This window comes from Sinorhizobium sp. BJ1, assembly GCF_002531555.1.
Lineage (GTDB): Bacteria > Pseudomonadota > Alphaproteobacteria > Rhizobiales > Rhizobiaceae > Sinorhizobium > Sinorhizobium fredii_B.
The window spans coordinates 9,405-24,364 of the sequence record NZ_NWTH01000023.1 but is presented as its reverse complement, the minus strand read 5'-3'; the positions used below and the strand labels follow the sequence as shown (position 1 = coordinate 24,364).

Below are 14,960 nucleotides of genomic sequence, written 5' to 3'. Positions count from 1 at the left end.
GGTGAGGGCTTCCTCTCGTCAGATCGAGCCGAAGGCCACGGTGGGCCTGGTCTGCTCAAGTCGGCTCCCCTCGCACGCGTAGGGCACAGATCAACGCGGGATCTGTGGGCAACGCACAGGTCAGCCTCGCTCATTGGACCCCTCCGGCTTCGCAGAGAAGCTTTAGAGTGTCGCAGCCGGCTTCCACGAAGCAGAGTGGCTGTTGCGCTGGAGCGAGCCAGCCGAAGAGGGGATAGACGAATTGATTGTTTACCGGCCGCAGGTAGACCGCCGCCGCATCGCGCTGTTGCAGTTCGGCATAGCTTTCGAAGACGATTGCATCGCGCTTCAACACACAGGCCAACACATGCTGGGCGAGGAGGTTGCCGCCGCCTGGACCTAAGGTGAAGATGGCGGGTACGTCGCGCCGGTCCCGTTTTTGGTGAACCGTTAGGCGCAAGACGTTAGCGCCTTGTGCAGCATTTAGAATAGAAGTGGCTTCGTCGCTGGAATCTATCAGGTGGAGCGCAATGTACTTGCGCGTCGATTCCCAGGCCACACTCTGGACGAAGGACAAGGCAACCTCGAACACATCCTCGCCTTCAAACGAGGCGATCCAGTCTGATTGGCGCTCTGGCGAGATTAAACTGACGATGGCGGCACGGATCAGCCGCGAGCATGCCGTCTCATCGCGTCCGCGAAGCCACGCCTCAATGCTCGGTGGCAATTGAATGCCGTGAGGGGCGTGATGGCGCTGCATCGGGTCAAGTGCGAACAGATGTTCCCAGTCGATGTTGAGCAGAACGGTTCCGAACTTGGACAGGATCATCTCGTCGGTAACGACTGCGAGGGAGTCCCGGAACCGCTGTTCCCGCGCGTCGATGACAACAGAACGGCTGCCATCGCCGGATAGGTCCGAATAGGGGCGGAAGGACAGCGTGCCCTTCCTGCCAAGGGTATCGGCGATCATCTGGCGCTGGGCGTCATACGCTTGACCCACGTTCGGCCGCGTGAACAACGCCTCGAAGAACCGGCTGCTACCTGTGAGGACGATCATGCCGACGGGTCTGCGCACCAACTGGGATACCGCGCGCACGATGATTAGCAGCCGACGGATGGCATACATTTCCGCCAGATCGGCAAAAGACCCCAACGTCTTGAGGCCACCGGCACTACGTTTGGGTTGGCCCCAGCCCAGAACGAGGTTTATGTGTTCATCGCGGGCCAGGGCTTCATGCACTTTGCGCTGTAATGCGCGGGTGTCGAGACGGCCAGCATTCTTAGATACTTGAGGGTTACGGAATACCTCGCAGATTTGTGCTGCCGCCTGCCAGCTCTTATCGCCCAAGCATTCGTAGAGGCAGCCCACCGGCAGAGCCGCCAGTGTGTTAATGGCCGAGCGTGCGAGACGGGAGGCCTGACGGTCCATACCTGCTCGCCACGCCCCCACTACCTGCTCGACTTCCTGAGGGCCCATGTTAATCGCCGGCCGAGCCTCTAGAGTGCAAAAACTACCGAGATTGCTTATCAGCGCCTTGTGCAGATTTGATTCGCTGACAATCTCTCGTTCCGAGAGCGCGTCGTTCATTGTCAGCCCCTTCTCGTCAGGATGGAGTGCACGCGACCGTCGCCAATCAGGCGTGGATCGGTCGTATAGCCAATGGGTTGGTCGATCATCTGCATGGCGTGCAACGGCCCGTAGTGCTCCCGGTGAAAGGGTGTGTCAGGCAGTTGTTCAAGTAGGATCGGGTATTCGCCTTGGGACTCGCGCTCCAAGCGGTAACGGAAGTTTACTTTGGCGGCCATTTTTGCGATTGACAGTCCCCCCGTGCAGTGCTGGGCAGTGATGCTTGCGTCCTGCCGGGTGGCGGATAAGAATTGCAGCTCTCCTTTCTTGGCGTGAACAGTCAGCTTGATAGCATCGCGGTCTACGCGCCGCAGGAGATTTAGGCCCCGGTCAGTCAGCGAGATTGCCACGTAGTATAGCGCTGCTTCCCAAGCCTGCCGGCGCATACTCCGGAACAGGATTGCGCACTCCGCTGGCGGCAGGTAGCCCAGCCGCGACAGATGCTCTCCTTGAAGGCCTACTTGGCTTAGCGGCCGGTGTAAGCAGGACGCATAACGGATGTAAAGCTTCTGGACATCGTCTCCATAATGCCGTTCCATGAAAGCTTCCCCGCCGATCAGAGTGTGCATATCCTTGTAATAGGTGGATGAAACGATGGACCAGAAGGTGAAATGAATTTGAGCGCCTATATCATCCACTTGCTGCACCGTGTCTAAGCTAGCTTGCAGTTCGTCCGGATCGAATAGCGGATCATATAGCATAGCCAAAGAGGCGCAGTGATGTTCGTAAATTGTTTGTCGCGATTGCAACATTTCAGACGATAGGCGGTCGGATACCAAGCGCTCGTAATTGACCACTTCGACGATGTCGCCACTATTCAACTGGTTTACCCAGAAGCGCAGGCCGTCTTGGTAGGCGGCGATGAGTGGATCTGGCGTTCGGCAGGCGCGGTTGTATTTGAAGCCGTCCGCCAAGATGATAAGGCGGCAACCGGTCGGGCTGATCGCGTTGATTACTTGGGCGGCCTCAGCACACCGGACCAAGGTATGCAACTCAGCCAGGTCGGGGTTGGGACCTCGATTCTTCAGGGGGCAAAGTGGCTTGCGCGAGAATATGGGGAAGTGCAGGCGCAACGGAGCGCCTTTGTCCAGCCGCCGCTTGATAAGGTTGCGCAGTTCTATTCGAGATAAATTCGCCTCCCGCGGCTTGAACCACCAGTTGTCAAACAGGGTCTCAGTCGCGCATTCCGCTACACCGACCTTTTTCACGTCATACAGATTAGCTCGGCTGCGGGCACGAGCAACTGCGGCGTTGATGCGGCGGGCTATGGCGTCATTCATGCGCATGTTTAACGACGACGTGAAATGCGCAAGCCAGTAGTCTGCGGGCACCCGGATGGCTTTCGCCATGAATTCTCTATGGCTGTAAAGGTTACATCTCTCACGGACCAAACGGATCAGTCGATGGCCAGAGGAAATGCGGCTACGAAGCTGCGCGCTATTCATCAGAGGACATCCGTGTCTGGTGACTGGGAATCAGTCTCACTGGAGACGATCCGTCGGAAGCCAGGCTCTTCGCTAGCACCAACGGCTTTCGGCCCTTCTGCCCTCCATCCGGATACATCGAAAAGCGAGCTTTTTGCGCTGCATTGATGTGACTTTCGCGTCTCTCTGTGCCCCATGGGGGTGAATTTCGTCACTTGCGGGTGATTTTCGCCGCTCCGCGGCTGTTGGCCCGCCCTTGGCGGTTCTGTATTTCCTTTTGTCTTCCCGTTTCGGCTCATGCACTCCGCCCCAGTATCCGATTGCCTCCCGGCTTCTTGCCGCGCACCCCGCTGATGAAGCCGTCTGCCCATACTTTCCTCTTCATCGCCAGATAGCCAGCCTTGATTAGATGCTTGTTGAAACGGGAAAACAGGTACTCCACTCGGGACGGGAATAGCAAAACTCGTGCCAAGTAGCCTTAGCAGCCGGCCGTTCATGCTGGATGTCGTTGTCGACAAATCGGCCAAGCTCGTCCCGGGCTTGCCGGTTGAGGCAACCTTCCGATCGCGTTGGCTGAGTTCGATCTTCTGCAACCTTTGTCTGTTCATGACCCTGGAGACGATCGACTGGCGTTGGCGGGACACGCGGCATCATACGGACACGATTCACTTCGGGCCTGATTCGGAGATTCTGGTGACGCGGCCCGCAGATCTGCTGCGGATCGCGGCGGACTTCTTCTTCCTGGTTCAGGCCAAAGGTGAGCTCAAGGGCATCATCCAGCACGCCTTCGGCGTCGTCACGGCCGATGCCATGCCGCGCAGCGAGGGGCGCAAGATGTTCTGGTCGAGCCGCCCTTATCTCGCCTGCATCGTCAGTGTTCTAACCTGGCGCGTGACGGCTTGGACGATCGTCCCGCTGCTGTTCATCTGGGGACCGCGCTTTTACGCCAACGGGTTCTACTTCTTTGGTTTCCTGACGCAGCATGCCGGCCTTTCCCAGGACTCTTACGATCATCGCCTCAACCACCCGGACATTCATGAGGAATCCGGCCTTCGAGTTCCTCTATTCGCGTCGCCGAGATGCTGATTGCCGCCGGAGCGCGTCCGGCGTTGGCTGCTCTCACGGCGAGTAATGTGAAACTCAAGTCACTGCTCGTCCTCAGGTCGTTCTCGAACTGCGCGAGTGGTCGAGCATCGCCGAAGAACTCGGTGAGGAGAGCAACCGTTGATTAGCCGTATGGCGAGTAGCTCTGGCGCTACTTCCCGCACTGCCGGAGCTCGAGAGCGACCTTGCGGCAGAGTGGTGCTCGATCTTTAGGAGACCGCACCGACACCGGACAGGGCGGCTCGCATCCGCGAGGCGATGATCGCCACGCTTCTCAAGCGCCATCGCATCCGCCGGTTCAACGCCGCCCGTGTGCGCGATGTATTGCGCCAGCCGCCGCTTAAAGTCGCCGCAACGACCGAATCCGCCAGCGCCCATGTCACCACGCTCATTGCCCGCGTCCGCCTGTCAACCGGCGGCTCAAACAAGCGCATCATCGGCTCGATTGCCTGACGCCAGCTTCGTCGAAACCCCGCAGTTGGACCCGGGGCAGAGCAAGCAGCATGACGTAGAGATCCTCGCCTCCTTGCCGGGAATGGAAAGGATCGTCCTCGCCACGCTCGGGCTGTCGCGTTCCGCCGCATGCGTTGGGTGCCATGGTCGGAGGAGAGCCGCTCAAGCCGGCTCCCCAGCTCTATCAGCCCAAGCCGGCATAAGTCCTCAGTCGGTCCAGAAGTCCCTGCCGATCGGCGACGAGGTTGTCGAGGTTTAGCGGCTCGTGCGCTGGTCGCCCTTCTTGCGCCAATATGCTAACCAGCGCCCGCGTGCCGTCCACCACGAACACGCCGCAATCATAACTGTTCTGCTGCTGGGCCATGCGGGCTGACTCCAAGGGGGCGCCCAACCGTTGTGCGAGCTGTGCTGCCGGCTGGTCGTTGTGTCCGAGGATGGAGTCGTAATGATAGGCAATCGGCCTTGCCCGTTCGCGGCGGTCAACAAACAGCAGCGACCAATGGCTGCCGCGGCGATTGGGAGCCGGAGCATCGTTCACCGGCAGGAACAGGAAGTCGGCGGTATCGTTATCATGACGATCGTAGACGATGCGCTGCCATGCGACGAGCATGTCGCTCTCCTCGCCGAAGCGCAGTTGATAAAGGGCTATCAGGGGATCCACGAACTGCGTCCGGGCGGCGAGATCCGGATTGTCCCGCTGCAACTCCTGCCTCAGGAGCGCGTAATCCCTGAGGATATGCTCGTCGCCCAGCCATTCCATCCCGCCGAGCACCCGCCCGCGCTCGTGCGACGAGGCTCTCGGACCCAACGCCCCGATCTGAGCATCGGAGGATGTGTTCGGAAACACCGGGCTGCGCTCCGCGGCCGCTCCGGGGCACAGATACGCGTGCAGCGCCTTCACACATGGATCTGCGTTCTTTTTATCGTTTCTGTGGGGTGGGACAAACCTGAGGTTAGCTTGTTGATAGAGCGGCCGGCGCTCACTCATCATTTGGGCGATTTTCCGATCCGAATCGGGGCCTTGCAGCAACGGGCGTTTGGCGTCTTTCCTTGTTCGAGTCTGGATCACGTCCAGGCCGGTATCGAACCAGATCGAGACCCCTTTGTTGCCGATGAGGTGGCGAGTCTGCTCGTCCACGACCGAGCCGCCGCCGGTCGCGATCACCTTGGGCCCGGTGTCGAGGCATTGAGCGATCTCACGTGCCTCCAGCTTCCTGAAATAATCCTCGCCGTGATCTTTGAAAATCTCCGATATCGATTTGCCGACGTTCTGCTCGATTCTCTTGTCGGTATCGACGAAGCGCAGCCCCAGCCGACGCGCGAGAGCTGGGCCAATGCTGGATTTACCGGCGCCTGGCATGCCGACGAGCACGATCGGCCGCTCGCCGAGGGCAGCGACAATCTCCTTTGCTTCCGGTGACTTGGCAATCTCGGACTTTCTTGACTGTCCGACAGCTCGCAATCCAGGTACTGCGGCGGCGCTACCCATGCAATCCCTCCAGTGTGCTATGCTCAGCACATCCTCGGGTCTGTCAACGGCCTTGCAGCTTTCTCTTAGCCTCTGCTCGAGTTTCTCTGCCTTCTCCAGAGCATCCCGTCGCTTCAACTCCTGCAGCTCTTTATAAGTGTCGTGGTTGTCAACTTTGGCGCTGTAGCTGCCTGGCGTATGGAATTCCATCTGGAAGCGGTAGCCTGCTGCTGTGGCGAGCACAGCGTGGATGCCGAGATAAACAGGTCGGTCGAATTTGAACCAGTTGGTTACCTCGATTTCCGTGTAGCCTTGCTCCTCGAAAAGCAGAATGGCTGCCTTAAAGGCACGTGTAAAATCCTTGTCGGGGACTTCGAAGACGTGGCGTACGGCGCTGCTGATCAGCTGTGGGTTGCTGCCGGATGAGACGCTCGTGCCGGTGAGCTGCTCTCTAATGGAGCGTTCCGATCTCAAGCGGCGCTCCAGATGAGGCATTTTCACCTGGAGGCCCATTTTCCTCAGGCTTGCGGCGACGCTGAGTGCCGCTGCAGTGATTTTCCCCTCCTCTTTTGCGGCACGGGCAACCTCAATTCGGGCGCGCTCTGACGCCTCCACGGGACCCAGCGTGATCGTATCGTCGGAATCCACTGCGGCCGGCCGGAGGTCGGAGGCTTTGCGCAAAATGCCGAGCTCCGCAACGAGATTGATCGAGGTTTCCATGACTGAAGCCGTCAGCGTGGGGTTGCCCTCCAGGTCCTTCAAGGCTGCATCGGCGTCAAACCTTCCATGGTTGAGAGACGCTGCCAGGCCTTTGACGTAGGGCACGGACCTCAAGCCCGGCGTCGTATGCAGCAGCCGCTGAAGGAGCTCGCTCTTCTTGGAATAGAGCCTAGCGCCAGTGTTGGATTTGTAGGCGTCGGTGCCGACCTTAATGCCGAGGCTAAGGAGGTTGTTTGCGCTTTGCACGAGGTCGTCCGGATTGTAACCGTCCGGGCGAGGATCAATACGCGCAGGATAGTTGTCGATTAGAGCCCGGATGCGGTCTCGTGGTCGAGAAGTTGCCGGGTAGGCATCCGCCAGATCCGGCAATAGCTCTGAGACTGCTGCGCTGAGCGTCGCGCATTTTGCGTCGTTCGCGTTTTCGACTGTTTCGGGCAGGCATTCCAGATCAGGCCTCTCTGCCCATGCCTCAAGGTCGGCGACGAGCAACTCGGCCATTTCGCGAGCAACCGGATGTCGGGCGACTTCGATCTCGCGCCTCGCTCTCGCAAACGTGTTCTGGATATCCTGGCGACTCACCTCTTCCTGGCCCAACAATCGACCGATGTCTCGCCGGAGTTCGTGGTGAACGCCCTCGTAGGTGCCAAAGACGGCACGCTCGGCAAACCAGCGTCGTGCTTCATGGGATTGAGCCAGAAAGTTTCGCTGTAGGCCGCTATAGGTTTCCAGGACATCCTGGGTGGCAGCGAGAATTTGGCTGGCACGACCAAACTGGTAGTTGTCGCCGTCAAGCGCCGGGGTATGCGACTTTGGCGGCTTTAGCGACGGAAGTCCGAGAGCTTGCTCCCTTTCATCAAACCCGCGCACATGCTCATAAAGCTGCGGCCGGTCGCCGATGATGATGATGGTGTCGCCGTCGAAGTCGCCGTCAAGCTTTTTCTGTTGATCGGTCGGGACGGCAACCAACGAGCCCGGGGCAAACACCTCGGTGGCCTGCAGGATGCCGAGGCAGTCGAGCGGCGTGTCCTCCTTGACGCGGTCCTTGCCTGTCGTCCAGTGCGAATGGGACTTGACGTCCTCGGCAGACATCACCAGCCCACGGTCGGCGTAGTTGGCCGGCCATATCTCGTCCGGCACGACGATCAGAATGCCCTTGGCAAAGAAAGTCGGATCGTCGGCCGCGAGTTCCTCCCCCGTCTTCTGGGCGACATTTAAGCTATATTGCATGGCCACACACGTGTCCAGGAACGCTGCCGTCGGGTCCCCACCAACGGCTGACCTGACCAGGTCGGCTGTGAACGGGCGCAGGTTGGGCTTGTCGTACGGCGACCGCCCGATCAGCACGCCGCTCGTCCCCGTCAACGTCTCGCTCTTGAGCGTCGGCACATGGAGACGGTGATCACCGGACGGTACCGCAACTGCGCCAGGACCGTCGATGTGTCCGCCAGTCACGGTTCGAAATAGCTCCTCGGCCGTCAGTCTCTGTCCCTGTCGCTTCTCGAGCCAAGTCCTGGCTTTCTCTCGCACCTCGTGCGCCACCGGCTCGCTGCGCGGATAATGTTGCAGCGCCGTGGCAGGCAGAGAGGATCTCGTTCCCTCGCCAAAAGCAGGCACCCGATCAGGACCTTCCTGCCCCTCGGCCCGACGAACGGCTGTCATACGCTTGGCCAGCGAAGCCTTAATGAAACCGCAGCCGTCATGCGGTCGCAAGGCAATCGGGCCTCCTGGCCCAGTCAGCTCGAAGGGATGTTTCTCGCTAACAGGGCGGTCCGGCAGTAGCGACAGTTTGAAGGCGCCTTCCAGCGCGTAGTCGTGAGGACCTAGGCCATTGACAGCGGGCGGCGCGGCAAAACCCCTGCGCTGAGTGTAATAATATGCCTCTTTGAAGGGTGCCCAGGCGCGCGATAGCTTTTCAAAGGCGGTACCGGGTGCGGTTTCCGCATACGGAATCGCCAGCAGCTTCCCGCCGGAAGGCTCTGCCTCAACCGAACCTGGAACGCGGGCGGCAAGCTGGGAAAGGGTCTTTTGCCGCGGCTTTAACTTGCTTCCGCCGAAAAGATCCATGCGGTATGGCACGCCCTCGATGGTCAACGTGCGGGCCAGCATAAACGGGCTCGGCTTTCCTGGCAGTTGCACCGCGACCACCTTGACTGCCCCCGAGGTCAGGCGATGAAAGATGGAATAGCGCGTCTCGGGCTCCATGGCCAGTTTCCGGCCCTGCATGTCCACCACCGGCAATCGCATCAGTCCCGCCTCACCGTGCGGCGGTCTGGGCTCGTGGTCCATGGCTCGCAAAACCTGATGGGCGTCGAAGACGGACGCTGGATGTTGGTCCTGGACCGTCGCGGCATTCTGCGCCACGAACGTGTCCAGCGCATCGATCGGACCCTCCGCCTCGAGCTGGGCGATCAGGTTCCAGCTCATGTTGGATAGGTCGCTTTCGATGAGATCGCGCGTGCTGTCCAGGATTTCCTTGGTCTTGGACTGCAGCTCGTCCCGCCTCACACGCAAATCCGACTTGTTGCCCTCGACATACGGCCGCCGCAGCAAACCTGCCAGGGTCGCACGGGCCTTAACCACTTGATAAATCGACAGGGCGGGACGGCGAGTCGAGCTCGGACCACGGCTCCGCTCGGCATCGCTTGCCTTGAGATGGGCCTCGATCTTCTGCTCCACGATCGGTTGGATATCGTTCAGCAAGTTCAGAGCCTGCCTCCGGTGCCAAAGCAGCTGCTTGCGCGGGCTGCGGGCCAGCGGCACCAAAGCGGCGCACAGATTCCCCATGGTTTCGAGGTTATTCTCAAGCGCAAAATCAGGGTCACGATGCAATTGCGCCAGCCGATTTATTCCAGCGCGGGCGAGCAAACTGAGATCGTCATGTAATTGAGCCTTGGCCAACGCCTTCAAGATGCTCGTGACGCCCACCGCGTCGGCCTCCTCCAGGCGATGACTGGCATAATGAAGATAATGAGCCAGTTTGTGTAGCCGATCGTTCAGCAGAGCGGCCTCTGCAATCTCTCCGGCGTCCGCTCTCCCCATGACCCCGCGCGCCAAACTGCTGGCGATACTGGAGAGCCCGGGCGTGGTAAAATGACGAAATGGTTGACCCGCCGGGCCAAGTCTGCGCGCGATCTCCAAAATCGCTTGGCTGCACGCCGCTTCTTCCGGATACCTGTTGAACCCGTTGAGCAGATTTGCCAGCTCCTGTGGATTAAACCCCGAGAGTCGCTCGGCGCCGCCAAGCACCTCGCGGGCGATTACCGCGGCGGCCTGACGGGATTTCTCCTCTTGCGGCCACTTGCTCAGGCCGTTCACTAGGTTCGCCAAGTGCTGCGATGTAAAATGAGGGAGCCGGTTAGCGCTGCGAATCACCTCACCAGCGATCACCGCGGCGGCCTGGCGTGATTTCTCCTCGTGCGGCCACTTGCTAAAGCCGTTCACCAGGTTCGCCAGTGCCTCCGGAGTGAACCCAGGGAGCGGCTCGCCAGGGCTGGCGCGACCGAGCACCTCCCCAGCGATGGCAACGATGGCCTCGCCGCAACCCGCCTCGTCAGGACACTTGCTGAAACCGTTGACCAGGTTCGCCAAATTCTGCCCATTGAATTCAGAAAACCGGCCTGCGCGGTGAGGAACCTCATGGGCGATTGCAACGATGGCGTCGCGGCAATCCTCAGGACACTTGCTGAAACCATTCACCAGGTTTGCCAGATCCTGCCCATTGAATCCCGACAGCCGGCCGGCAGGGCGAGGCACCGCCCGGGCGATCGCAACGATAGCGCCGCGGCAGTCCTCGGGCCACTTGCTGAACCCGTTCACCAGGTTCGCCAATGCCTGCGGATCAAAGCCATGGAGCCGCCCGGCGCGTCTAACCACCTCACCGGCGATTGCAACCGTGGCTTGACGTGAGTTTTCCCATTGCGGCCACCTGCTAAAGCCGTTCACCAGGCTCGCCAATGCCTGCGGATCAAACATAGGCAGTTGGTCGTCGCTGCGAAGTACCTCGCCGGCGACCACGTTTGTGGCGTGACCCAAATTCTCCTCTTGCGGCCATTTGCTAAAGCCGTTCACCAGGTTCGCCAGGTGCTGCGCTTCAAAATCAGAAAGGCCGACGTTGCGGCGGTCGGCGCGGTGATAGACTTCATCGGCGATTGCAACGGTAGCGCGGAAGCACTCCGGCGCCTGCAATTTACTGAAGCCGTTCACCAGGTTTGCCAAGTGCTGCGGATCAAAACGAGAAAGCCCGGCGTTAAGGCGGTCGGCGCGCTGACAGACCTCACCAGCGATTGCAACGGTCGCGCCGCGGCAGCCCTCAGGCCACTTGCTGAACCCGTTCACTAGGTTCGCCAATGCCTGCGGATCAAACAGAGGCAGCTGGTGGGCCCTGCCAGCGACCTGACGCGCGACCGCAACGGTAGCGCCGCGGCAGTCCTCAGGCCATTTGCTGAAGCCGTTCACCAGGATCGCCAATGCCCGCGGATGAAACCCAGAAAGGCCAGCTTTTTTTTCCGCGAGGTGACAGACCTCATTGGCAATGACAACGGTTGCTTGACGTGAGTTCTCCAGTTCGGGCGCCTTGCTGAACCCGTTAACCAGGTTTGCCAATGCCTGCGAATTAAACCCGGACAGGCCGGCTTTTTTCTCGGCGCGGTCACAGACCTCGTCGGCGATTGCATCGATAGCGCCGCAACACTCCGCCTCTTGCGGCCACTTGCTCAAACCGTTCACAACGTTAGCCAGGTTCTGCGGACCAAAATCACAGAGCCCGGCGCGGCGGCGGCGAATCTCGGCCGCAACTGCTACCGTGGCCTCACGCGCGTCTTCCTGTTCCGGCCACTTGCTGAAGCCGTTGACCAGCAGGGCGAGACTTTGACTGTTGAGTTCCGAAACGGCTCCGCGTTGCTCATGAAAAACTTTGGCGATTCTGATCATTCCATCGCGACATTCCGCCACCCGGGGATATCGACTGAACGACAATACGAACAGCGAAAGCGTTTTGCTTTCGACATCGTTCAGCGCATTGCCGAGCCTCGACACCTGAGCTGCCATGGCCCTACAAGCTTCCATACCTGCGTGACCTCCAGGCTCCCGGCTCATCGCGTTGCATGAGGTGGCATACCCCCAGGTAGTGCGGGTGCGGACATCTTGCTCCCATTTTGGAACAAATTGACGGGTGAACTCGGAAGCGGCCTTCTGTAGGAATGTTGCGTGATGGGCATGGCCCTGCAGCCTCTTGTCGTGCTCCACCACAGCGCATGAAAATTTAGTGATGTCGCGAGCGATGGACATGTCATGTAAAGCGTTATTAAGTGGTGCATCGTTAAAGCTCTGTGCGGCTACATGGTCGAAAGGCAGCCGTCCCGGTCCTGCACCCAGCCTGGATTCGCTTTGCTCCTGAGGTGGGAGCGTGTCCGGTTGCGAACTACTCGCTTCTTGATCGCCGAACCAGGACCTCTCATCAAAACGCAAAGAGCTTTCTTCTTGAGCCATCGCCTCGCCCTGCGGACCTTGGAGAGAACGATGCCGCGGCCCACTGGATGTACGTCGCGAAGCCATGAGGGCTCGGCGGGGACCCTTGGAGGAACCGGCTGATATGTCGCCAAGGGCTTCGTCGGCACTTGGCCCAATGCGAGCGGAGGACATCCTTCTATCTTGAGGCCCAAAGTGCATCCGCGTCACTCCGGAATGGATCGATTGGCTGCCTTGCCCAGAGGCATGACTTGGTTGCGGGAGCGAACTGCTCGATCCAGCATCCCCAATACTCGCAGTTTCTCTGCTAGACGAGAGCGCGTTTGATTGCGATGTTCTGGCTCCCTGATCGCCGGGCCGGGGTTCGCCCTCAAAAGACCTGTTGCCAAGGGAGAGGACCTTGGCTGCTGTCGCCGTGTCGCTGTCGCCCAAAACGACTTGCGGTTCCAACCGCCCAGTGGCCGAACTCCCGGCGCCAGCGGCGGGCTTGCGCCTGCCTTTCCCCTTCCTGCGCGTCGCAGTGCCTTCGACCAGTGCAGCCCTTTTGGTCACAGCCTGGTCTGCAATGTCGGTCGCAAACGCGGCGGCAGCCGGCCGTTCGCTGATTGATGGCCCCTTCGGCTGCAGGTCCAATAGACGGAAGACCTCGTCCGCAGTAATCCACGCGCCTTCCGCTATTTGGCCCAACAATTCCAATGGGAGGTCGGCACCTGTTCGGTCGTCGCTTAGCCTGGCAAGAAAGTCGGGCAACGCCGACGCAAATTCCAGAAGCCTCTCCCTGACTCCTTCTAGAACGGAGCAGTCCCCGGGGTCGAGTGGGCGCCCTGCCTTAGTCTGAAGAGCGTTACGCGTCCGGTGGAATGCCGGCAATACTGCGGCGCTGAAGGCATCCAGGTGGCGCACCCGCCCGTTCTCACCGATAAGCATTTCCCTCAGGGCTGCCTGGAAACTGCTCGCCCGCGACTCGATTATCAACTGCGCCTGATTGATCCGCGATTGCAGAACCATGAACTTTGAAATCAGTACCGAGCCAGTCTGCAGCCGCAAATTGGCCTCTTCGGCCTGCTGTATCTCGGCCTTTGTATTTGGTAGGTTGGCAGTGACGGCATGGACTAACTGGATGCGTTCCCCGCGCCATGTCTTCTTTTCCCAAAACTCCACGCAGGCCCCATCGTGCCTTGCCACACTGGAAACCGCTTGGCTCAGCTGGGCGGGGCTAGGGTTCGATCGGAGGATCAGGTCGAGCACGCCGCGCGCCTTTTCACGCATCTTTAGCAATGGCATGCCATCCGTGGCCAGTTCCATGCATTCGGACGCCGCATTGAGCACCAGATCGCGGGTTAGGCGCGCCTGATCATTGGACAGAATGCTACCCGCCCCGGGGGCCAGGCTCGCGTGGTATTCCAGAACTCTTGAGCCTGCATCGAGGATGCGATCGAGCGCCTCTTGCTTCTCCTCCAGGGAAGGGCCTCGCGTGGCCGCTAGGATAGCTTCAAGGCGGCAAGTTTCAAATTCTGCAAGCAGGCCTTTCATATGTTGATCTGCTGCCTTGGTTTGTCCGCCTGTCAAATAAAGCGGGGCCACACCCGAAGTTGGTGGCTGGTCAGCGACTGTGGCCGTGGCATCACCCTCCGGGACTGAGGGATGAAGACGCCGCCGCGCAGTGCCTAGTCGTGTCAATGCGGCTGCACGTATAACAGACTCCAGCACTCGCCGTGCGCCCACGGAAGGGCCGGACGACCTCTCTCGAAGCCCGTCGTCGGCACAGGTCGCAGTGCGTGCGCAAGACGTCATTGTGCCTGGAGGCCCAGAGTGCACCCGCTCCAGGACGGAATCGAACGATTGGCTACCTTCCGCTAGGGCAGGGCTTGATTGAGAGCGCGAACTGCTTGATCCCGACGTATCGACGGCCCCAGCATTCAAAATGCGCGAGTTCCCCAGTCGGCCAATGCCTGTCATATCCCATCTCCGAAGCCGCGAGAATGCGTTGCCTATCGTGTTGCAGGCTGATTTCGTTCAGCGGTAGTGGACAAACGCGTCCGTGAACTCTTGGCTTCCTGCATCCGTTTGCCCACTCCTACTACGCGTGTAGTGGGTATCGGACGAGCCAGCAATACGACCATACATGATGATTCGCGCCTATCTTTTGCCATGTGTTCAGGAGTTGGCGCGGCAGGCCTAGATAGACCACTAGGCTGACCACTAGCTGATGAGCGTTGTCGCGGATGCAAGTATGCGGATTTCGGATTAACGGGACATCGATTCCGATTGATTCCGGACGCAGAGTGCCCGCGCAACCGTCACCACAGTGTGGCCAGACGTGCTCCTGTGGTGATCTCTGGCGGCCAGGCGCTGGCGTTCGGTTCGGGGCACAGTGAAGGATATTCCTGTGCGCATGCGCCGCACTCGCAAACGCTCGTGCGAAGGGCATCACCAAGCCGGGCTCTTATGTTAGGCGGAAATTACCAGGTGTGAGCTTTCAACAGACTGTCCACTTGCCCCATCCGGTAAAGCTAAGATCGGCGAAGCTTCACTGGGTCTAGGGTCCGAATGAACATCCATAAGATTGCCCGACTCACGCCGCACAATAGAGCCGTAATCGCGCACCCGTCGTTGTCGAGGGAGAGGCCGACATGGCCCCCCCTTCGGAGTCTGCATAGAGACCGTTTACAATTAGGTGACGCACTATGACGGGGATGGCTCTGCGTCTCCCTCTCCG

The 14,960-nt window shown here is 59.8% G+C and carries 5 protein-coding genes; 2 read left to right on the top strand and 3 right to left on the bottom strand.

Translation table 11 applies throughout. From position 1 onward, the window contains the following. Window positions 1-130: 130 nt before the first annotated feature. Window positions 131-1,567, bottom strand: coding sequence for a hypothetical protein (locus CO676_RS24120; protein WP_097522946.1), 1,437 nt, complete (start codon window positions 1,565-1,567; stop codon window positions 131-133). 2 nt (window positions 1,568-1,569) lie between these two features. Then, window positions 1,570-2,955 carry an L-tyrosine/L-tryptophan isonitrile synthase family protein gene (locus CO676_RS24115; protein ID WP_179875625.1) on the bottom strand — a complete coding sequence of 462 codons (1,386 nt, stop codon included), beginning with the start codon at window positions 2,953-2,955 and terminating at the stop codon, window positions 1,570-1,572. A 570-nt stretch (window positions 2,956-3,525) separates the two neighbouring features. On the opposite strand from CO676_RS24115, the gene CO676_RS24110 reads away from it, so the two are divergent. Continuing rightward, on the top strand, window positions 3,526-4,116 hold the full coding sequence (locus CO676_RS24110) for a hypothetical protein (RefSeq protein ID WP_097522944.1): 591 nt from the start codon (window positions 3,526-3,528) through the stop codon (window positions 4,114-4,116). A 276-nt stretch (window positions 4,117-4,392) separates the two neighbouring features. Beyond that, complete coding sequence (locus CO676_RS24105) at window positions 4,393-4,587, top strand: hypothetical protein (protein WP_097522943.1); 195 nt, start codon at window positions 4,393-4,395, stop codon at window positions 4,585-4,587. A gap of 184 nt (window positions 4,588-4,771) precedes the next feature. On the opposite strand, the gene CO676_RS24100 is transcribed toward CO676_RS24105, so the two are convergent. Further along, on the bottom strand, window positions 4,772-13,774 hold the full coding sequence (locus tag CO676_RS24100; protein WP_245424405.1) for a shikimate kinase: 9,003 nt from the start codon (window positions 13,772-13,774) through the stop codon (window positions 4,772-4,774). Window positions 13,775-14,960: the final 1,186 nt, after the last annotated feature.